Raw genomic sequence first — 19,089 nt, 5'->3', positions numbered from 1 at the left:
GAGTTCGACCATGCAAAGGTTTAATGCGGACAATCTGCTCAAGGCAATTTGGTGTTGCAGGTGGCGGCGATCCGGCCGACCGCCTCTTCAACTCCGGCGAGGTCGAAGTCGGCTGTGCCGCGCCCCGACAGCAGCCCGAACCGCCAGGACAACAGTAGCCGGTCCGCGGAAATCAGTCGCCTGATGCCGTCGGCACCGTCGCGGACCAGCATCCTGCTGCGCGGGCCGACCGACCAGCTTTCGTTGAGCTTGCCGGATTGGCCGACAGTCACCGACATGGCGATGGTTCGGCTGGCCGAAACGGTGTCGCTCAGCTGCAGCCATTCGCTCCAACGCGGTTCACCGGCGGTCCGGCAGGCGATCGTCAATACCGGGCTGTAACTCAATGCGCCGCCGCCGGTGATGAGCTTGTTGGTCGCATAAAGCGAGGCGGTGACAAGGCCATCGCTGGTCTTGTCGAACCGCCAGTTGTCGAGAACCGTATCAGCCTGAGCGATCCCGCAGACCGACGCAAGCAGGAACGCCGCCGCCATCACGCTTCCGATACCGAAGAACTGTCTCAACGATGCCTCCAACAACCGCTGCGGTCAGCAACCCAGCGCAGATAATCATCAAAGCTTCGTATCGCTACCTCGACCGCCAGATGTGTGAAATCCGTTGCGTCTGCGCCACAACGAAAAAGGCCGCCTCGAGAAGGCGGCCTTTCGGAATTCAGCAGGGACGTTATTCAGCGTCCTTGGCGGCCTTCTTCTTCGGCGCGGCCTTTTTCTTCGGCTCTTCAGCGTCGTCGTCGGCCTTCTTGGCGTCCGCTTTTTTCGCGGCCGCCTTCTTCGCCGGCTTGGCCTTGGTTGTCTCCGTATCCTCGTCGTCGGCCAGCAGTTCTTCCTTGCTGACCTTGACATCGGTGACCGAGATCTGGCCGAGCAGATGGTCGACCACCTTCTCTTCGAACATCGGCGCGCGCAACGTGTTCAGCGCTTCGGGATTGTTGCGATAGAATTCGAAGGCTTCCTGCTGCTGGTTGGCCGGATAGCGGCGCACCTGCTCGAACAGGCCGCGCTGCAATTCCTCGTCCGTCACGGTGACGCCGGCCTTCTCGCCGATTTCGGCGAGAACCAGGCCGAGACGCACGCGGCGTTCGGCAAGCCGCATATATTCGGCACGCGCCTCTTCTTCCGTCGTCTCTTCGTCGGCAAAGGTGCGTCCGGCGGCTCCGAGGTCGCGATTGACCTGGTTCCAGATGTTGTTGAACTCAGCCTCGACGAGCTTGGACGGCGCCTCGAACGAGTAGGCAGCGTCGAGCTGGTCGAGCAACTGCCGCTTGACCTTCTGGCGCGTTATCGAGCCGAACTGGTTCTCGATCTGACCGCGCACCACCTCGCGCAGGCGCTCCAGCGATTCAAGGCCGAGATTTTTGGCCATCTCGTCGTTGATCTCAAGCTCGCCGGGCTTCGATACTTCCTTGACGGTCACGTCGAAAGTGGCTTCCTTGCCGGCCAGATGCGCCGCCTGGTAGTTTTCCGGGAAGGTGACCGTGACCTGCTTCTCGTCGCCGGCCTTGCCGCCGACCAGTTGGTCTTCGAAGCCGGGGATGAATTCCTTCGAGCCGAGCACCAGCGGCTGATCGGTGCCGGCGCCGCCGTTGAAGGCTTCGCCGTCGATCTTACCGACATAATCGATGGTCACGCGATCGCCCTCGGCGGCCTTGCCGGTCTTCGGCTCGTAAGTGCGGGCGGATTCAGCGACACGCTTGACCTGCTCGTCGATCTCTTCATCCGGCACGTCGAACACTTGACGCGTCACCTTGATGTCGGAGAAATCCTTGATCTCGATCGGCGGAATGACCTCGTAGTTCAGGCGGAACTCGAAGTCGGCGCCGCCGGCCAGGATCTTCTCGGCTTCCTTCTCGTCCTCGGTCATGATCACTTCAGGCTGCATGGCGGCCTTTTCGCCGCGCCCGGTGATGATCGAACGGGTCGAATCGTTGAGGATCTCGTTGACCACTTCGGCCATGAACGATTTGCCGTAGACCTTGCGCAGATGCTGGACCGGCACCTTGCCGGGGCGGAAGCCGTTGATGCGGACCTTGTTCCTGGCATCGGAAAGCCGCGCCATCAGCTTGGCTTCCATGTCACCGGCCGGCACGGTGATCTTGATCTCGCGCTTGAGACCGGAGTTGAGCGTTTCGGTGACCTGCATCATAAAACCTTTGTTTCCACCAATGAGGCCGTCAAACGGCCCCTGCCGTTTACAGCCTGCCGGTATGATCTTGCCGGGAATGGCTTTTGGTGCGGGACTTGGCGATCTGTCCGCCCAACGCGGCACAAATCCTCCAGAAATACGCTCCAAAATGTGAATAAGTCTTTGTTTTTCCTACTTCTTATCACATTTTGCAGAAGCGGATCGTCGCGTCCCGTCACATTCGACACGCCTTTTGTCACAGGCGACGCTGATTTTCAACCATCTTTGCATTCCGGCCAATGATGCCGATATCGGCCCTGACATTGACAGAATGATGGCTACATGGGATTGGCCGGGCAATGCGGATGTGGCGGAATTGGTAGACGCCCTGGATTTAGGTTCCAGTGCCGAAAGGCGTGGGGGTTCGAGTCCCTTCATCCGCACCACCCTTCGCTCTTCGAGCTTCGGGTGGCAGGCCACCTGAGCCAACTCGACAGACGAAGGGAATCCTCCGAAGCCTTGGCGAAGGAGGACTAATAAAGCGGCTCCTCGAACAGTGTCTTGTCGCCGTCCACCAGCGCCTTGATCTGCGCCGTGCCGTTGGCCGCGATCGCCACGCGGATGCCGAACGGCCGCACCCGCATGTCGTTCTGGATCGCTATCCCCTCGCCTTCCGGCAGATAGAAGCGCTCGATGCCGTACTCCGGCGCGATCGTCGTTTCTCCCTGGCTGATATCCCACCCCTCGGAGACGTGTCCGACGATATCGGCTTCACCGGATGCTGCCGGCACCGGCGCTTGCCCGAACCAAGCCGCGGTCGGCCCCCAATAGCCGTCGGCGCCCTGCTTCAGCCTGACCACGATCGACGTTTCCTCGCTGGAAAGCTTGCCGGCCGGAATGTTGCCGATCAGCTTCACCGATATGCGCGAAATGTCGTAGCCGAGCCGAATGTAGTCACCGCGCAAGAGATCGCGCGGATCGATCGGCTCGATCTTGAGCAGGACCTGCTTGCCGTCGCGCAGGATCGCTGCGCGTCCGGCGATGATCCAGCTCAGGAAGCCGATCTGGACAAGCGCCAGCACTACCGCCGAGATGGTCAGTTTTTTGCCGGTCATCATGCTGCCGCTCCTGTCATGGCCGGGGCGTTCATGCGCTTTTCTATGCGGATGATAATGAAAGCAAGAACGGCGAGAAGCACCGCTGCCGCAAGGAAGAAGCCTGCCGTGTCGAGCATTGATTGCAGCATCACCACATAGATAATGGCGAGTTCGAAGGCGAAGCCCGCATAGGCAACCCAGCGCAGTCCCCGGCTCTCGCGGCCGCCCAGCACGATCGCCGCGACGATGCCGGCCAGCGCAACAGCCGAGGCAATGGCGAAGCCGCTATTGTAGCTGCTTTCATCCGCCAGTTCGAATTGGATCATCGCCAGGCCGGTGAGAAAGCCGATCAGCGCGTGCAAGGGCAGCCTGCCACCCAGTTGCAAGATCCTGTCGACCGGCCCGGCAGCAAAGATCGCAGCGGTAAAAAGCAGCACCGACGCGGCAACGAGCGGGATGGCAACTTGCAGCGTGTCGTATTGCATGACCAACAGCACGAGGTAGAAGAGGACCGACAGGATGATCAGGTGGCGCGCAGCCTGGCTGCGCGTCCAGAACGAAACGGCGAAGAGAACCAGCGCCATGACCACGAAGAGATGCGGAAACTCCGTGCGCCGGAAGTAGTCGAACCCTCTCAGGAACAGCCAGGCATCGGCGATGCCGACGGCAGCGACGGTCAGCGGGTTTGAGCGCAGCGCCACCGCCGCCAGCGCCGTGCCGGCGCCCCAGGTGATCAAGGCCGAGGCCTCGTCGCCCGATAAATGATACATCTGGCCGATCAGCGCGATCGAACCGCCGAACGCTGCCGCCGCGACGATCCACAGCGCCTCGCCGATCGCCGCATGGTCGCGCATCTTCAGCACCGCGCCGCCGACATAGCCGGCAAGGATAACGGCAAAAAGTGCGGCGACCCGCACCAGCCGCGGGATGACTTCCCAGTTGGCGGCGATAAAGATCAGGATAGCTGCGCCGAACAGCAGCGCCGCCATCATCGCCAGGATCGAGCCGAAGCTCAGCGATTTGCGTTCATTTGCCTCGACGTCGCGCGTCAGCGCCTCGGCTGTCGGCGCATCGATCAGGCCGGCCTGCTGCCATCGCGCGATATCCGACCTGACCAGTGACGAATAGCTCGCCATTGCCCCTCCCCTTTCGCTTCGTCCTTTTGGCTCGTCCGCCCAAGCGTTTGACCTTGCGGCATTTTCCGATTTGGGCGGAAAGCCGGACGCGCGTTAATGTTGCATTGCACAATTTGCATTGCTGCCATGCACCAATAGCGCTTTTAAATCGATATGACCCCACCTATTTTCACGGTGCACACAAAGACGGAATGATCCGAAAGAAAGACGAAACGAGAATACCATGAACCTGATCCGCAACTATCGCAACTGGCGCCGCTATAGGGACACCGTGTCCGAGCTGAGCCGCCTGAGCACCCGTGAACTGACCGACCTCGGCATCAGCCGCAGCGACATTCATTACGTCGCCCGCAAGGCGGTCTAATCCTTCGGGCCGCAAATGGCCCGATCAGTTTTGAAAAGAGAATGACAATGAACCTGATCCGCAACTATCGTAACTGGCGCGTCTACCGCGAGACGGTTACCGAGCTGGGTCGCCTGTCGAACCGCCAGCTGAACGACCTTGGCATCGTCCGCGACGAGATCAAGATGGTCGCTCGCAGGGCGATCTAACAACAGGAATTTCGCCAGGGTCGACCTCCTCCCCGACCCTGACGGATACGGTCAGCCTTCACCTCCTCCCGAGGGTTGACCACAAAAACGGCGCCCGCCGGACCTCCTCCCCCGGCGGGCGTTGTTTCTAAAAAGGGTTTCGCGCCCTTCCAAACGGCGAAAAGAATTTCGTCAAAGCCGACCTCCTCCCCGGCGATGGCGAATACGGTCGATCTTCACCTCCTCCCGAGGATCGGCCAACAAAACGACACCCGCCGGATCTCCTCCCCCGGCGGGTGTTGTTGTTTTGGGCGGTCTTTCCCAGGCAGCCCACTTGCGGTGCGATCCCCTGGCAATTGCAATCCTTGCGCCAAGCGACTATTTCGGCGCTCATGGACAAGAACCCCATTCACATTATCGGCGGCGGACTTGCCGGTTCCGAAGCCGCCTGGCAGGCGGCGCAAGCCGGCGTTCCCGTTGTCCTGCATGAAATGCGTCCCGTCCGCGGTACCGACGCGCACAAGACCGACGGGCTGGCCGAGCTCGTCTGTTCCAATTCCTTCCGCTCCGACGATGCGAAAACCAATGCCGTCGGCCTGCTGCACGCCGAAATGCGGCTGGCCGGTTCGCTGATCATGAGCGCCGGCGATGCGCACCAGGTGCCGGCCGGCGGTGCGCTCGCCGTCGACCGCGACGGATTTTCCGAAGCGGTAACCCGGAAGCTCGAAGCCCACCCGCTCATCACCATTCGGCGCGAGGAAGTGCCGGGCCTGCCGCCGGCGGATTGGGACCAGGCGATTATCGCCACCGGTCCGCTGACCGCGCCTTCGCTTGCTCAATCGATCGCGGAAGCAACCGGCGCCGACGCGCTCGCCTTCTTCGATGCCATCGCGCCGATCGTCCATTTCGACACGATCGACATGGATATCTGCTGGTTCCAGTCGCGCTACGACAAGGTCGGCCCCGGCGGCACCGGCAAGGATTACATCAACTGCCCGATGGACAAGGAGCAGTACCTTGCTTTCGTCCAGGCGCTGGTCGACGGCCAGAAAACCGAATTCAAGCAATGGGAAGGCACGCCCTATTTCGACGGCTGCCTGCCGATCGAGGTGATGGCCGAGCGTGGCATCGAGACATTGCGCTATGGGCCGATGAAACCGATGGGGCTGACCAATGCGCACAATCCGTCCGTAAAGGCCTATGCCGTCGTCCAGCTTCGCCAGGACAACGCGCTGGGCACGCTCTACAACATGGTCGGCTTCCAGACCAAGCTGAAGCACGCCGAGCAGGTGCGCATTTTCCGCACCATCCCCGGGCTGGAAAACGCCGAATTCGCCCGCCTCGGCGGCCTGCATCGAAACACCTACATCAATTCGCCGACGCTGCTCGACGCTTCGCTGCAGTTGAAGTCGCGGCCCGGCCTGCGTTTTGCCGGCCAGATCACCGGCTGCGAGGGCTATGTCGAGAGCGCCGCCATCGGCCTGCTTGCCGGACGTTTCGCGGCGGCCGAAAGGCTTGGCCGTGCACCATCGCTGCCGCCCTTGACCACCGCCTTCGGCGCATTGCTCAACCACATCACCGGTGGCCACATTGTCTCCGACGACGAGCCGGGAAAGCGCTCGTTCCAGCCGATGAACGTCAATTTCGGCCTGTTCCCGCCGGTGGACGCGCCGAAGATCGAGGGCAAGCGACTGCGCGGCAAGGACAAGACGGTCGCCAAGCGGCACGCGGTGACATCGCGCGCGCTCGCCGACTGCCGCGAATGGCTGGGGCTGCCTTCCCATGCGGAAGCTGCGGAATAGTGCCGATCTCGGTTCTTGTGGATTTCGCCGCGGAGAAGTAGGATACTATCCTACTTTGTATCGCGAGGCCAAATGCCCATGGAATCCGCCGAGAAACTGTCAGTCACCGTAACGCCCGCCATGGCGCGCATGATTCGCGAAAAGGTCGAGGACGGCTCCTACGGATCGGCGAGCGAGGTCATCCGCGCGGCACTTCGCGCCTTCCAGCGCGAAGAGGAAGAACATGCCGAGCGCATGGCCTCGATCCGGGCGCGCGTGAAGGCATCGATCGAAGACACAAGGCCTGATATTCCGCTGGACCAGGCAATCACAAGAGTGAAGAGCAGGATTTCAGAGCTGGCGAGGGAGAACGATGATCCAGCGTCTCGCCGTAGTTCTTAGCGAAGGCGCTATCACGGATTTGACGACGATTGCCGGCTATATCGTCAACAGCGGTGCGAGCGTAGCGGCTGCGGACAATTTCGTCGACAGGATCAAGGTGCGTTGTGGAAACATCGGCAATGCACCGCGTGGCGGCCGGCCACGCGACGACATTGCGCCAGGATTGCGAACGGTGCCGTTCGAGCACTCGGCTATTATCGCCTATATTGTCGACGATGATGTCGTGCGCATCGTCAATATCTTCTATGGCGGTCGCGATTATGAAACGCTGATGCGCGATGGCGGGTCGAGTGATCCATCGTGATGGAAACTACTCGGCCGGGCCGATGCTGACCGCCGGCAGTCCGGCTTGGCGGCCGGGCCGGATTTCCTCATTAGCAATCAGCCTTCACACAGCCGGGCAGCCTTGCGTCGCGCGCCGGAACAAGAGCCAATGCCGGCGCAAGGCCGAAAGCCGCACCGCGCCATCAAGCGGTGAATGGCGGGAGCCGTCCATCTTGCCGAGATAGGCGCCCGTCAGAGCCAGTGGCAGAAAGGCCGGCCGCAGCGAAACCGGTAGAGCGGACGCTCCCTGCTCGAAAGCGGAAAGATGCTCGCGTGCCAGCGCGACCATCGCGGCCACTGCGCGTTGCGCGCCCGGCCCGCCGTCGCCTGTAACGAATTCTTGCGGCGACGTTCCTGCGGCGGCCAAGATGTCGGCCGGGACAAAGCACTGTCCCCGCTTGCGGTGCAGCGGCAGCAGCAGCAGGAGACCGGTCATCGCCTGCGCACAACCTGCCCTGCCGGCAAGTTCGGCAAAGCGCGGCGCTTCGACCGGATCGAGCACCATCGCCGCAAGCTGGATAAGTGCTGCGGCAGTCTCGCCGCAATAGCCTTCGAGATCGGTGCGCGACGGCATCGGGTCGTCATAGAGATCGAAGATGCGCGCTTCCAGCATGTTGTCGAAAGCGGCCTTGGGCAGGCGGTGAGCGGAAATCGTCGCTCTCAGCGCGTCCGCCACGGGATGGCCGACCTTAGCGCGATCCTCTTCGGCTGCGATGACGTCTCGCCACCATTGCAGCCGCACCTCGCCCGGCAGCGCCTCGTGGATGCGATCGCGTATGCCGGCGACTTCAGCATTGAAGGCATAGAGCGAAAACAGCGCGTCGCGCTTGTTCTCGGGCGCATAGAGCACGCTGAGATAGCGGTCATGATCGGCGGCACGCACGGTCTCAATGACGACTTTGGTGTTTTCGGTCACGTCAGTCGACGGCGATGAGTGCTGCGGCCACGGCGCGGTCTTCCGCCAGCAGCACATTATAGGTCCGCACCGCCGCCCCGGTCGACATCGGATCGGCGGAAATGCCCGCTTCTTTCAGCGCCGCACGCAGCGCTGCAGGCAATGGCCTCAGGTCCTTGCCGCTGCCGACCAGCAGGATCTCGACCGTGGCGGCCTCATTGAACAACTTGGCGAAATCCGCTGACGTCAGCGCCAGCGGATCGGCCGGCTCCCAGCCATAGATGCCAGAAGGCAGGCACAGCAGCGAGCCGCGATGCGACATGTCGGCAAAGCGGAAACCGCCATTGCCATAAGCCTCGATCGGTGCGCGGCCGGGGAAATGCGCCTCGCGGATGACGATGCCCTTGGCCACTTTTGAGGCAAGCCGTCAGGTGGCTATGGCTTTGCCGCCGCCCACCGGCTTTTCCTCATCGGACGCTGTGGCCTGCGGCCGCAGCTTGAACAGGATAAGCAGTGGCGCGGCGATAAAGATCGACGAATAGGTGCCGAACACGACGCCGAACAGCATCGCCATGGTGAACGAGCGGATCACCTCGCCGCCGAACAGCACCAGCGCCAGCAGCGCCAGGATCGTCGTCACCGAGGTCAGCGTCGTCCTCGACAGCGTCTCGTTGATGGCGTTGTTCAGCAATTGCGGTAGCGGCATTCGCTTGTATTTCCGCAGATCCTCGCGAACACGGTCATAGACGACGATGGTGTCATTGAGCGAATAACCGATGATGGTGAGGATCGCCGCCAGCGACGACTGGTTGAATTCGAGGCCGGTGATGACGAAGAAGCCGATCGTCATGACCACGTCGTGCACGGTCGCTACGATGGCGCCGACCGCGAACTGCCATTCGAAGCGGAACCAGACATAGATCAGGATACCGAGCAGCGCGACGAGCATGGCGATGGTGCCTTGCTTGGCAAGCTCGCCCGAGACCGTCGGCCCGACCACTTCGACGCGGCGGAAATCATACTGGTCCTGCAACTCGCCGCGCACCTTGTCGATGACGGTCTGCTCGGCGTTCTCGCCACCCTCCTGCGTACCGACGCGGATCAGCACGTCGTTCGGCTCGCCGAACTGCTGAACCTGCACCTCGCCGATATTGAGTTCCGTCAGCCTGCCGCGGATGTCTGCGAGGTCGGCATTGCCGGTCTTGGACTTCACCTCGATCAGCGAGCCGCCCTTGAAATCGATGCCGTAATTGATGTCGATGGTCATGAAGCCGACGACCGACAGGACCGAAAGCAAGCTCGACAACGCAAAGGTCCAACGGCGGATGCCCATGAACGGAATTCTCGTTCCGGGCGGAATGAAGGTCACCGGCGCCCGCGGCAACTCCTTCGGACGGGCCCGGCGAAGCCAGATCGAGACCAGCAGGCGGGTGAAGGTGAAGGCGGTGAAGACCGTGGTCAGGATGCCGATGGCGTAGGTGACGGCAAAGCCCTTCACCGGCCCGGTCCCGAGCCAGAACAGCACCACGGTCGCGATCAGCGAGGTGACGTTGGAATCGACAATGGTCGCCAGCGCCTTGCTGAAACCGGTATCGATCGCCTGGATGACCGAACGGCCGGCACGTCGCTCCTCGCGGATGCGTTCATAGATCAGCACGTTGGAATCGACCGCCATGCCGATGGTCAGCACGATACCGGCGATACCGGGCAAGGTCAGCGTCGCCCCAAGCAGCGACAGCAGCCCGACGATCATCGCCACATGCACCGCCAGCGCGATGTTGGCGAGAAAGCCGAGGAAACCGTAGGCGACGAACATGAACGCCACCACCAGGATCGAACCGATAATGCCGGCGACCTTGCCGGCATGGATGGAATCCTGGCCAAGTCCCGGCCCCACCGTGCGCTCTTCGATCACCGTCAGCGTCGCCGGCAAGGCGCCGGCGCGCAGCAGCACGGCGAGATCGTTGGCGCTCTCGGCGGTGAAATTCCCCGATATCTGGCCGGTGCCGCCGGGGATCGGTTCGCGGATCTGCGGCGCCGAAATCACCTGGTTGTCGAGGATGATGGCAAACAGTTTGCCGACGTTCTGTGCCGTCGCCTGGCCGAACCTCTGCGCGCCCTTAGAATCGAAACGGAACGAAACGACCGGCTCGTTTGTCTGGGAGTTGAAGGTCGCCTGGGCATCGACGAGGTTCTCACCCGAAACGATGACGCGGTTCTCGATCAGATACGGAACCGGCGGATCGTCCTGCGAATACAGCACCGAGGATCCCGGTGGCGGACGGCCCTTCAGCGCATCCTGCACCGGCATCGACTGGTCGACCATCTGGAAGGTCAGCTTGGCGGTCTGGCCAAGAATTTCCTTCAACCGTTGCGGGTCCTGCAGACCAGGCACCTGCACCAGGATGCGGTCGTCGCCTTGGCGCTGCACGATCGGCTCGGTGGTGCCGAGCTCGTTGACGCGACGCTCGACAACCTGGATCGCCTGCGTCAGCGCCGTCGAAGTGCGATATTTGATCCCCGCATCGGTGACGGAAAATTTGAGCAGGCCGGGCACGGAATCATCCAGCGTCATCTCCTGGACGGAGCCGCCGCTGAACAGGCCGGCGGCCACGGGATTGGTCAATGGTTTCAAGGCTGTCTTGGCAGCTTCGATCCGTGCCGGATCGGTGATGCGGACCTGGACCGTGCGGCCCGTTCCGGAAAGACCGGTATAGCCGATCTTGGCATCGCGCAGCAGCGTCCTGATTTCGTCGCGCGTCGTCTCCAGCCGATCCTTGATCAGATCGTTCGGGTCCATTCTGAGCAGGATATGCGAGCCGCCCTGCAGGTCGAGGCCGAGCGTCATCTGCCGCTTCGGCACCCAGTCGGGAAGCTTGGCCAGCGTGCTGGCGGAAAAAAGATTGGGCGCAGCGAGGACCACTGTGGCGGCCACGGCCAGCCAGATCAGGATCATCTTGAAGCGCGAGAAATAAAGCATCAGTTCTTATCCGTTCAGGCGTACAAGCGGCTGCGTTCCGCCATAGGTCGGTTTGCGGGGATATTTCTAATTCTGACCACGGCCGGCCCTATCGTGCTTCCTCGGCGATTGTCAATCTTGCTGGCAAGGGGCCGGTGCGCAGCAGCAAGGCGAGGTCATTGGCGCTTTCAGCGGTGAAATTTCCCGATATCTGACCGGTGCCGCCTTCAATGGGCTCTCGGATAACAGGCGCCGAAATAACCTTATCGTCTAAAATAACTGCAAACGGCTTGCCGATATACTGCGTCGTAGCCCATTTGAAACGCGCCGTACCCCGGGGAATCAAGCCGGAATGAGACGACAGGCTCATCGGTCGCCAAATTGCGGGTTGCTTGCGCATCCAGCACATTTTTACCTGAAAGGATAACCCGATTTCGATCAAGTAGGGAACCGGAGGATCGTCCATCGAATAAAAAACCGCTGAGCCGACGGGCGGGCGGGCGCTGATTGCCTCGTCGACTGGCATCGACAGATCAACGAGTTGGAAGCTCAGGTGACCGGGCCGGGTGAGAATTTGTCCTAGCCTTTGCGGATCGGCAACGCCCGACGTGCGGACCAATATGCCGTCTTCATTCGTTGACCGAACCACCGGGTGGGTGGCGCCCAGGTCGCGGATACGATCTTTGATAACTTCAACCGACTGTGCGAGCGCGGCCGAAGTTCGATACTTCAAACCTGCATCCGTTACGGTGAATTTGAGCAGGCCGGGCTCACTGTCATCCAGGGTCATTTCCTGGACACCGCTTTCCGCGACAGGATCGGTCACCGTTTTGAGTGCCGCCTTGGCGAGGTCAAGCTGAGCCGGATCTGTTATGTGCACCTGAACGGTCCGACCCGAACTGGCAAGGCCGGTATAGCCGATCCTTGCTTCGCGTAGCAGCGACCGGACCTCGTTGCGTGTCGCTTTCAGCCGGCCCTCGATCACGTCGGCCACATCCAACCTGAGCAGGATGTTTGGGCCGTCTTGCTGGTTTGCTTCAACTATTGACTGGCTTTCGGCAAGCCATTCGGGTCGCGTGGTATGCAAACCGGCGGCGAAGATATTGGTCGCGTGGAAGATAACCGTGCTGGCCAAGGCAAGCCACGTCAGGATCATCGTCAGGCGCCAAAGGTGGAACATATGCCGTCGTTCGTCAGAGCCCTGCCCGCGGATCGTTCCGCCGACAATTCGGTTACTTCTTGGCGTTCTGGTTCGCCACCGGCTCGCCCTTGACGCGCACATCGGCGATCGTCGAGCGCAGTGCCGTCACCTTGATGCCGCCAAGGTCGACTTCGAGCTCGTTGTCGTCGATCACCTTGGTCACCTTGCCGACGAAGCCGCCGCCGGTAACCACCGTATCGCCGCGGCGAATCGCCGAAAGCATCTCGCCGCGCTTCTTCAGCTGCGTGCGCTGCGGCCGGATGATCAGAAAATACATGATCACGAAAATCAGAGCAAACGGTACGATCTGGATAAACATTGCGGACGAGTCCCCGCCGATGCCTTGGGCGTATGCCGGTGTCACGAACATCGAGGTACTCCTGAATTTTGAAAAACAGCCGCCAAACGGTTTTGCGGAAATTCGACGTCCCCGCCAAATTTGGCCGGAATATAGTCGGTAACGTTGCCAATGCAACTGCGCCGCCGGGCAAATCGGCTGCTTTTCCGGCCTGGTGAGCCGTGTTAGAGGGTGATCCCGAAAAGCGACGCCCGGTTTTCGCAAAAGATCATGCCCGAACAAATGCTTGGGACGAGTTTCGAAACTGCTGAAATCAGGTAGGTTGGCCTGCCGCACCGTCCCGAACGCGAAACAAAAAAGACAAGAGATGACCGACAGCAGCATCGATATCCTGAGCCAGAAGCTCGACCGCCTGATCGAGGCGGTCGCCCGCCTCGCCCCGCCGCCGGTGCCGCAAACCGACCTCGGCGAGGCCGATTGCTTCGTCTGGCAGGCCGATCCCGGCTATCTGGAGCCGGTGCTCAAGGTCAACCGCGTCGACATCGGCCTGATCCGCGGGGTCGATCGCGTCCGCGACATATTGGTCGACAACACCGAGCGCTTCGCCTCCGGCTATGCTGCCAACAACGTGCTGTTGTGGGGCGCGCGCGGCATGGGCAAATCGTCGCTGGTCAAGGCGGTGCACGCCGCGGTCAACGCTTCGACCAAGCTCGACCTGCCGCTCAAGCTTATCGAGATCCATCGCGAAGACATCGACACGCTGCCGAAGCTGATGAGCCTGCTGAAGGCAGCGCCGTTCCACTTCATCCTGTTTTGCGACGACCTCTCATTCGACCATGACGACACCTCCTACAAATCGCTGAAGGCAGCCCTTGAAGGCGGCGTCGAGGGCCGCCCGGCCAACGTCATCTTCTATGCCACCTCGAACCGGCGGCATCTGTTGCCGCGCGACATGATCGACAATGAGCGCTCGACCGCGATCAATCCGTCCGAAGCGGTCGAGGAGAAGGTTTCGCTGTCGGATCGTTTCGGCCTGTGGCTTGGCTTCCACAAATGTTCGCAGGACGAATATCTCGACATGATCGACGGCTATGTCCGCCATCACGATCTCGCCATCGATCCCGAGACGCTGCGCGCCGAGGCGCTGGAATGGGCGACGACGCGCGGCAGCCGTTCGGGCCGCGTCGCCTGGCAGTTCACCCAGGATCTGGCAGGCCGGCTCGGCAAATCGCTGAAGGATTAGCCGCTCAAGGACGAACAACAGAAGAAGCCCGCACCTTGCGGAGCGGACTTCCTCGGCGGGCTGAAGGTCAGGCGGCCCGCAAATCGCTTTTCGTCGTCTATTCGAGATAGGTCGAAGGATCGACCGGCGCCGAGTTCTTGCGCACTTCGAAATGCAGTTTCGGCGAGTCGGTGGTACCGCTCATGCCGGACAGGGCGATTTCCTGGCCGCGCTTGACCTTCTGGCCGCGCTGCACCTCGATCGAACTGGTGTGGCCGTAGACGGTGACCAGACCGTTTTCGTGCCTCACCAGCACCGTGTTGCCGAATTCCTTGAGGCCGTCACCGGCATAGATAACGACGCCGTTTTCGGCTGCCTTGACCGGCGTCCCCTCGGGCACGGCAATGTCGACGCCGTCCTTGCCGCCGCCGAAGCTTGAGATCACGCGGCCGCGCACCGGCCAGCGCATCTTGCCGATGCCGGTTGCGTCCGGCGCCACCGCATCGTCGTCCTCGGCCTGCTGGATGACTTTCGCGTCCTTCTTCGGCGGCGTGTAGGAGGCGAGCGTCTGCGTCGGCGTTGTTTTGGCCGGCGGCTGGGTGGTGGCCGTCGTCACCGGATCGACCTTTGCCGGCTTCGCACCGGCGACGACAGCGGTTCCGCCTGCCGGCACTTTCAGGGTCTGGCCGATCTTGAGCAATCCATCCTGCATGCCGTTCGCCTGCTTCAACGCGACGACGCCGACGCCGGTCTTTCTGGCGATGGCCGACAGCGTATCGCCTTGCTGAACCGTGTAGGTGCCGCCGGCACCGGCCGGCTTGGCTGTCGCCGAAGCCACCTTGGGCGCGGTCTTTCCGTCCTTCGGCTGGCTCGCGGCAGCCGAGGCGTCCACCTGCGCGGCAGACTTGCCTTCCCTAAGCTTCGGCTGCTGCGGCAGCACGGCCACCTTCTCCGGCGCGTCGGCCGGCTGGTCGTGCCTTGTGCCGTTCGCGGGCTTGGCGTCGGCGACTTTCGGAGCGGCGCCGTTGCTCGAATACGCATAGGCCGGGATGACGAGCTTCTGGCCGGTCTTCAGCCCCTTGGTCGCGCTCAGCCCGTTGACTTTCATGATGGCATCGGCCGGCACGCCGTAGCGCCGCGACAGGCCGGAAATGGTCTCGCCATCCTTGACGACGATCTCTGTTGCATGTGGCGCGCCGGCGGCCGTCGCCATGCGCGGTGCGTCGGGCTCGGCGTTCTTGAACGGCCTTGCCGCGGGAGCGACAGTGCCGGTTGCCGTCCTGTCTACACGAGGAGCAGCAGGCGCCAGGGTCGGCGCGGCGGCGGTACGCACCGGACGGGCGGCAGGCGCCAGGGCGGGAGCCGGCGGCGGCAATTGCTGCGCCGTGACCGGTTCGAGGCTTGAGCGGCTAACCGACTGGGTGTGGCTGCCGTCGATCGGCGCGGCCGCAACATCGCCCGGATAGGGCTGGGCAGCGTCCTGCTTGTCGATGATGGCGCGCTGGTTGTTGGTCGAGGCGGTGAACACGTCGTCGACACTGTTGAACCGCGCCACCTGGGAACTACACCCCGTCGCAGCGCCTGCGATCATGAGGACGGCGCAGCCACGCGCCAGATTGCGTCCGTTTGCCTTCAAAACACTGAATTGCATCGCACTAACCCGCACAGACCCGGTACAACTGAGTGTGATTAAAGCGCGTTAATGTTACCGGTCGGTTAAACCTGTAGAATCTGGCGCAAATTTTCTTAAAATATTCGAGGAAGGCTCTCAGCTTCGTCATCCTAGGGCGGAGCAGGAGCGAAGCTCCGTCGCGGAGACCCTGGGATCCATTCCGTGACCTTAGCCGAATAATGCGGCGGAGCAGCATTCTGCTGCACCCCAGGATGACGAAACACCAGGCTTCGGCTGCCCCCAAGCAGTCGACGGTCCGGATATCAAATTACCGCGGCGACGCCGCGCAGGATCGGCTGCAGGCGCACCAGGCCGATATCCTCGCGTTCGAAGCGGCTGCCGACCTTGGTCAGCTTGGCCAGCACCTGCTCGCCTTCGTCGGGTCCGATCGGCGCGATGACGATGCCGCCGCTCGACAATTGGTCGAGGAGAAAGCGCGGCAGGCTGTCGAAGGCCGCCCAGGCGACGATGCGGTCGAACGGCGCTTCGTTGGCCAGCCCGTTTGAACCGTCCGCCTGGCGCACGATGACATTGCCGATGGCGAGTGCCTCAAGGCGCTGCCGGGCCTGTTCGGCCAGCGTCTTGTAACGGTCGATGGTGACGATCCGAGCGGCAAGCCGCGACATCACAGCCGCCGTGTAGCCGGACCCGGTGCCGATCTCGAGCACCCGGTTGCCCGGCTCGATGGCAAGCGCCGCAATCACCGCCGCCTGCAGGTCGGCGCCCTCGATGGCCTCGCCGCATTCGATCGGCAGCATACGGTCCGACCAGGCAATCGAGTGAAAATGCGGAGACAGAAACCCGCGCCGCGGCGTCGCCTCGAAAGCGGCGATCAGCGCCTTCGGCACCGTGCCCCTGCCGCGCAGGCGAAGCAGGAAGGCAGCGAAACCTTCGCGCTCGTCGACCGTTGCAGCGTGGTTCAAGCTCATGCGAGCGCCTTGGCCAGTTGATCGCGGATTTCATGCGCGGTGAGATCGAGCTGCAGCGGCGTCACCGACACCAGCCGGTTGCGCAAGGCATGGAGGTCGGTGCCTTGCTTGCCCTCGACCGGCTCGCGGCCGAAGCGCAGCCAGTAGTAAGGCAAGCCGCGCCCGTCGCGCCGCTCGTCGACCCACAGGCTGTGGACCAGCTTGCCCTGCGAAGTGACCACAGTTCCGGCAATCTCTTCCGGCGCACAATTCGGAAAATTGACGTTGAGCAGCACGCCGTCCGGCAACGGCATGGCGACGAGCTTTTCGAGCAGCGCCGGCGCCAGAGCTTCGGTGGTCTCATAGGGAACGACGCGGTCCTCGCCGACATAGGAATAGGCCTGGCTGATGGCGATCGAGCGCACGCCGAGCAGCGCGCCTTCCATGGCGCCGGCGACCGTGCCCGAATAGGTGACGTCGTCGGCGATGTTGGCGCCGGAATTGACGCCGGACAGGATCAGGTCGGGCGCTTCGGGCAGGATCTTCTTCACGCCCATGATGACGCAGTCGGTCGGCGTGCCGCGCACGGCAAAGTGCTTTTCGCCGATTTTCCTGAGCCGCAGCGGCTCCGAGATCGACAGCGAATGCGCATAGCCGGACTGGTCCTGTTCCGGTGCCACCACCCAGACGTCGTCCGACAGCGTGCGGGCGATGCGTTCGAGTGATGCAAGGCCCTCGGCATGGATGCCGTCGTCGTTGGTCAGAAGGATGCGCATTATTTCGATTCGATCTTTTCCAGACCGCCCATGTAAGGGCGAAGCGCTTCAGGAATGGTTACGCTGCCGTCCTCGTTCTGGTAATTTTCGATGACGGCAATGAGAGCGCGGCCGACGGCGGTGCCCGAACCGTTCAGCGTGTGGACGAAGCGGTTGCCCTTGCCGTCCTTGTCCTTATAGCGGGCGTCCATGCGCCGCGCCTGGAAATCGCCGCATACCGAGCACGACGATATCTCGCGATAGGCATTCTGGCCGGGCAGCCAGACCTCGATGTCGTAGGTCTTGCGCGCGCCAAAGCCCATGTCGCCGGTGCACAGCGTCATGGTGCGGAACGGCAGGCCGAGCCGCTTCAGCACCTCCTCGGCGCATTCGGTCATCCGCTCATGCTCGGCAACCGAAGTCTCCTGGTCGGTGATCGACACCAGCTCGACCTTGTAGAACTGGTGCTGACGCAGCATGCCGCGCGTGTCGCGCCCGGCCGAACCGGCTTCCGAGCGGAAGCAAGGCGTCAGCGCTGTGTAACGCAGCGGCAGTTTTTCGTGCGGCGTGATTTCCTCGCGAACCAGATTGGTGAGCGGGATTTCGGCGGTTGGGATTAGGCCAAGCCTGCCGTCCCCATGCCGAACGAAGAATAAATCCTCCTCGAATTTCGGCAGTTGCCCGGTTCCGAAAAGCACCTCGTCGCGCACCATCAGCGGCGGCTGGATCTCCACATAGCCGTGCTCGGTGGTGTGCAGATCCAGCATGAACTGACCGAGCGCGCGCTCCATCCGTGCCAGGCCGCTTTTGAGCACGGTGAAGCGCGAGCCGGAAAGCTTCGCGGCCCGCTCGAAATCCATCATGCCGAGCGCTTCGCCGATCTCGAAATGCTCCTTCACCCAGTTCGGCCGCGTCGGCACCTCGCCGACGACGCGCTTGACGACGTTGTCGTGCTCGTCCTTGCCGACCGGCACGTCGTCGAACGGCACGTTTGGCAGCACCGCCAGCGCATCGTTCAGCGTCTTGTCGAGCTCGCGCTCGCGCGCCTCGCCATTCTGGATGAAGGCCTTGATCTCGCCGACCTCGGCCTTCAGCCTCTCGGCAAGGGCGGCATCGCCCGAGCGCATGGCATTGCCGATCTCCTTCGATGCGGCGTTGCGGCGTTCCTGCCGGGTCTGCAGCTCCGTCAGATGCTCGCGCCGGGCCTCATCCGCGGCGATCAGGTCGTCGACCGTGGACTGCGCCGCCTCAGCCGACCACGAGCGCTTCTGGAGCGCTTCGACAAGGGCCTTCGGGTTGTCGCGAATCCATTTGATGTCAAGCATGGTCTGTTCGTCCTCAGGGGGCATGTCGCCCAAAAGTGCGCAGCGGTTGTGGGGCAACGAGATGCCCCACAACAAAGACGAAAGGGCGTAAACCGCATCTTTCATTGATGCAAGATGTCAGGCCGAGTTCCTTCGCGCCCCCCTCTGTCCTGCCGGACATCTCCCCCTCAAGGGGGGAGATCGGCAGCTTTGGGGACAGCGCCCTTTCTGCATCCTATGAGATTGGCGAAAGCCGAGATGACAGCCAATCTCCCCCCTAGGGGGGAGATGTCCGGCAGGACAGAGGGGGGCGCTGTCCCGCCGACATTGACGTCCGACAACACCGGAGTTTTCACCCTGGAAACAAAAAACCCGCCTCGGGAGGCGGGTTTTTGGAGCCAATTGGCACCATACCCAAATTAG

19 protein-coding genes and 1 tRNA gene are annotated in these 19,089 nt (G+C 62.2%); 7 read left to right on the top strand and 13 right to left on the bottom strand.

The annotated features are described in order from the left end of the window. Nucleotides 1-38: 38 nt before the first annotated feature. A complete protein-coding gene (locus NKI19_RS31135; protein ID WP_352490579.1) occupies nucleotides 39-563 on the bottom strand; it encodes a hypothetical protein in 525 nt (174 codons plus the stop codon). A gap of 160 nt (nucleotides 564-723) precedes the next feature. Continuing rightward, complete coding sequence (tig, locus tag NKI19_RS31130; RefSeq protein ID WP_352565460.1) at nucleotides 724-2,199, bottom strand: trigger factor; 1,476 nt, start codon at nucleotides 2,197-2,199, stop codon at nucleotides 724-726. A gap of 343 nt (nucleotides 2,200-2,542) precedes the next feature. Between tig and NKI19_RS31125 the strand changes: the two genes are divergently transcribed. Further along, nucleotides 2,543-2,627 (top strand) — tRNA-Leu (locus NKI19_RS31125). A gap of 87 nt (nucleotides 2,628-2,714) precedes the next feature. Here the strand turns inward: NKI19_RS31125 and NKI19_RS31120 are convergent. Both NKI19_RS31120 and NKI19_RS31115 read right to left on the bottom strand, forming a co-directional pair. Beyond that, nucleotides 2,715-3,299 (bottom strand): GDYXXLXY domain-containing protein, encoded by a 585-nt coding sequence (locus NKI19_RS31120; RefSeq protein ID WP_352490580.1) that lies wholly within the window; start codon nucleotides 3,297-3,299, stop codon nucleotides 2,715-2,717. Beyond that, nucleotides 3,296-4,414, bottom strand: coding sequence for a DUF2157 domain-containing protein (locus NKI19_RS31115; RefSeq protein WP_352490581.1), 1,119 nt, complete (start codon nucleotides 4,412-4,414; stop codon nucleotides 3,296-3,298). The genes NKI19_RS31120 and NKI19_RS31115 overlap by 4 nt, the downstream gene beginning before the upstream one ends. A 223-nt stretch (nucleotides 4,415-4,637) precedes the next feature. Between NKI19_RS31115 and NKI19_RS31110 the strand changes: the two genes are divergently transcribed. From NKI19_RS31110 to NKI19_RS31090, 5 genes are all read left to right on the top strand, one after another. Then, complete coding sequence (locus NKI19_RS31110) at nucleotides 4,638-4,778, top strand: DUF1127 domain-containing protein (protein ID WP_091596947.1); 141 nt, start codon at nucleotides 4,638-4,640, stop codon at nucleotides 4,776-4,778. A 47-nt stretch (nucleotides 4,779-4,825) separates the two neighbouring features. Further along, a complete protein-coding gene (locus NKI19_RS31105) occupies nucleotides 4,826-4,966 on the top strand; it encodes a DUF1127 domain-containing protein (protein WP_023678914.1) in 141 nt (46 codons plus the stop codon). A 371-nt stretch (nucleotides 4,967-5,337) separates the two neighbouring features. Continuing rightward, nucleotides 5,338-6,747, top strand: coding sequence for a methylenetetrahydrofolate--tRNA-(uracil(54)-C(5))-methyltransferase (FADH(2)-oxidizing) TrmFO (gene trmFO, locus NKI19_RS31100; protein WP_352490582.1), 1,410 nt, complete (start codon nucleotides 5,338-5,340; stop codon nucleotides 6,745-6,747). Nucleotides 6,748-6,825: 78 nt separating this feature from the next. Continuing rightward, the gene (locus tag NKI19_RS31095; RefSeq protein ID WP_352490753.1) at nucleotides 6,826-7,128 is read left to right on the top strand and encodes a type II toxin-antitoxin system ParD family antitoxin; all 303 of its coding nucleotides are present in this window, start codon (nucleotides 6,826-6,828) and stop codon (nucleotides 7,126-7,128) included. Next, on the top strand, nucleotides 7,100-7,432 hold the full coding sequence (locus NKI19_RS31090; RefSeq protein ID WP_352490583.1) for a type II toxin-antitoxin system RelE/ParE family toxin: 333 nt from the start codon (nucleotides 7,100-7,102) through the stop codon (nucleotides 7,430-7,432). Before NKI19_RS31095 ends, NKI19_RS31090 begins: the two co-directional genes overlap by 29 nt. An 84-nt stretch (nucleotides 7,433-7,516) precedes the next feature. Here the strand turns inward: NKI19_RS31090 and NKI19_RS31085 are convergent, their stop codons facing one another. The 5 genes from NKI19_RS31085 to yajC all read right to left on the bottom strand — a co-directional run bounded on the left by NKI19_RS31085 (nucleotide 7,517) and on the right by yajC (nucleotide 12,877). Next, nucleotides 7,517-8,425, bottom strand: coding sequence for a phytoene/squalene synthase family protein (locus NKI19_RS31085; RefSeq protein ID WP_502899364.1), 909 nt, complete (start codon nucleotides 8,423-8,425; stop codon nucleotides 7,517-7,519). Next, nucleotides 8,370-8,759 (bottom strand): Mth938-like domain-containing protein, encoded by a 390-nt coding sequence (locus NKI19_RS31080; protein ID WP_352490585.1) that lies wholly within the window; start codon nucleotides 8,757-8,759, stop codon nucleotides 8,370-8,372. Before NKI19_RS31080 ends, NKI19_RS31085 begins: the two co-directional genes overlap by 56 nt. Before the next feature lie 15 nt (nucleotides 8,760-8,774). Continuing rightward, on the bottom strand, nucleotides 8,775-11,327 hold the full coding sequence (gene secDF, locus NKI19_RS31075) for a protein translocase subunit SecDF (protein ID WP_352490586.1): 2,553 nt from the start codon (nucleotides 11,325-11,327) through the stop codon (nucleotides 8,775-8,777). A gap of 88 nt (nucleotides 11,328-11,415) precedes the next feature. Further along, nucleotides 11,416-12,462, bottom strand: a complete 1,047-nt coding sequence (locus NKI19_RS31070) for a SecDF P1 head subdomain-containing protein (RefSeq protein WP_352565418.1) — start codon at nucleotides 12,460-12,462, stop codon at nucleotides 11,416-11,418. Between the two features lie 76 nt (nucleotides 12,463-12,538). Further along, nucleotides 12,539-12,877 (bottom strand): preprotein translocase subunit YajC, encoded by a 339-nt coding sequence (yajC, locus tag NKI19_RS31065; RefSeq protein ID WP_352467006.1) that lies wholly within the window; start codon nucleotides 12,875-12,877, stop codon nucleotides 12,539-12,541. A gap of 295 nt (nucleotides 12,878-13,172) precedes the next feature. On the opposite strand from yajC, the gene NKI19_RS31060 reads away from it, so the two are divergent. Next, nucleotides 13,173-14,048 carry an ATP-binding protein gene (locus tag NKI19_RS31060; protein ID WP_352490588.1) on the top strand — a complete coding sequence of 292 codons (876 nt, stop codon included), beginning with the start codon at nucleotides 13,173-13,175 and terminating at the stop codon, nucleotides 14,046-14,048. Between the two features lie 97 nt (nucleotides 14,049-14,145). Here NKI19_RS31060 and NKI19_RS31055 read toward each other — a convergent pair whose 3' ends face one another. The 4 genes from NKI19_RS31055 to serS all read right to left on the bottom strand — a co-directional run bounded on the left by NKI19_RS31055 (nucleotide 14,146) and on the right by serS (nucleotide 18,687). Further along, on the bottom strand, nucleotides 14,146-15,678 hold the full coding sequence (locus NKI19_RS31055) for a peptidoglycan DD-metalloendopeptidase family protein (protein ID WP_352565420.1): 1,533 nt from the start codon (nucleotides 15,676-15,678) through the stop codon (nucleotides 14,146-14,148). Nucleotides 15,679-15,962: 284 nt separating this feature from the next. Continuing rightward, the gene (locus tag NKI19_RS31050) at nucleotides 15,963-16,628 is read right to left on the bottom strand and encodes a protein-L-isoaspartate(D-aspartate) O-methyltransferase (protein ID WP_352490590.1); all 666 of its coding nucleotides are present in this window, start codon (nucleotides 16,626-16,628) and stop codon (nucleotides 15,963-15,965) included. Beyond that, the gene (surE, locus tag NKI19_RS31045; protein ID WP_352467008.1) at nucleotides 16,625-17,383 is read right to left on the bottom strand and encodes a 5'/3'-nucleotidase SurE; all 759 of its coding nucleotides are present in this window, start codon (nucleotides 17,381-17,383) and stop codon (nucleotides 16,625-16,627) included. The genes NKI19_RS31050 and surE overlap by 4 nt, the downstream gene beginning before the upstream one ends. Then, on the bottom strand, nucleotides 17,383-18,687 hold the full coding sequence (serS, locus tag NKI19_RS31040; protein WP_352565422.1) for a serine--tRNA ligase: 1,305 nt from the start codon (nucleotides 18,685-18,687) through the stop codon (nucleotides 17,383-17,385). The genes surE and serS overlap by 1 nt, the downstream gene beginning before the upstream one ends. Between the last annotated feature and the right edge of the window lie 402 nt (nucleotides 18,688-19,089).

This window comes from Mesorhizobium sp. M0751 (assembly GCF_040320265.1).
Taxonomy (GTDB): Bacteria; Pseudomonadota; Alphaproteobacteria; order Rhizobiales; family Rhizobiaceae; genus Mesorhizobium.
This window is presented reverse-complemented; position numbering and strand designations above follow the sequence as displayed.

Coding starts and splice junctions, on each gene's coding strand:
- NKI19_RS31070 (WP_352565418.1), bottom strand. CDS start 12,462: ATGATCCTGACGTGGCTTGCCTTGGCCAGCACGGTTATCTTCCACGCG.
- NKI19_RS31110 (WP_091596947.1), top strand. CDS start 4,638: ATGAACCTGATCCGCAACTATCGCAACTGGCGCCGCTATAGGGACACC.
- serS (WP_352565422.1), bottom strand. CDS start 18,687: ATGCTTGACATCAAATGGATTCGCGACAACCCGAAGGCCCTTGTCGAA.
- surE (WP_352467008.1), bottom strand. CDS start 17,383: ATGCGCATCCTTCTGACCAACGACGACGGCATCCATGCCGAGGGCCTT.
- secDF (WP_352490586.1), bottom strand. CDS start 11,327: ATGCTTTATTTCTCGCGCTTCAAGATGATCCTGATCTGGCTGGCCGTG.
- NKI19_RS31090 (WP_352490583.1), top strand. CDS start 7,100: ATGATCCAGCGTCTCGCCGTAGTTCTTAGCGAAGGCGCTATCACGGAT.
- NKI19_RS31060 (WP_352490588.1), top strand. CDS start 13,173: ATGACCGACAGCAGCATCGATATCCTGAGCCAGAAGCTCGACCGCCTG.
- tig (WP_352565460.1), bottom strand. CDS start 2,199: ATGCAGGTCACCGAAACGCTCAACTCCGGTCTCAAGCGCGAGATCAAG.
- NKI19_RS31105 (WP_023678914.1), top strand. CDS start 4,826: ATGAACCTGATCCGCAACTATCGTAACTGGCGCGTCTACCGCGAGACG.
- yajC (WP_352467006.1), bottom strand. CDS start 12,877: ATGTTCGTGACACCGGCATACGCCCAAGGCATCGGCGGGGACTCGTCC.
- NKI19_RS31085 (WP_502899364.1), bottom strand. CDS start 8,425: ATGTGCTGCTGGCGGAAGACCGCGCCGTGGCCGCAGCACTCATCGCCG.
- NKI19_RS31115 (WP_352490581.1), bottom strand. CDS start 4,414: ATGGCGAGCTATTCGTCACTGGTCAGGTCGGATATCGCGCGATGGCAG.
- NKI19_RS31095 (WP_352490753.1), top strand. CDS start 6,826: ATGGAATCCGCCGAGAAACTGTCAGTCACCGTAACGCCCGCCATGGCG.
- NKI19_RS31120 (WP_352490580.1), bottom strand. CDS start 3,299: ATGATGACCGGCAAAAAACTGACCATCTCGGCGGTAGTGCTGGCGCTT.
- NKI19_RS31050 (WP_352490590.1), bottom strand. CDS start 16,628: ATGAGCTTGAACCACGCTGCAACGGTCGACGAGCGCGAAGGTTTCGCT.
- trmFO (WP_352490582.1), top strand. CDS start 5,338: ATGGACAAGAACCCCATTCACATTATCGGCGGCGGACTTGCCGGTTCC.
- NKI19_RS31055 (WP_352565420.1), bottom strand. CDS start 15,678: ATGCAATTCAGTGTTTTGAAGGCAAACGGACGCAATCTGGCGCGTGGC.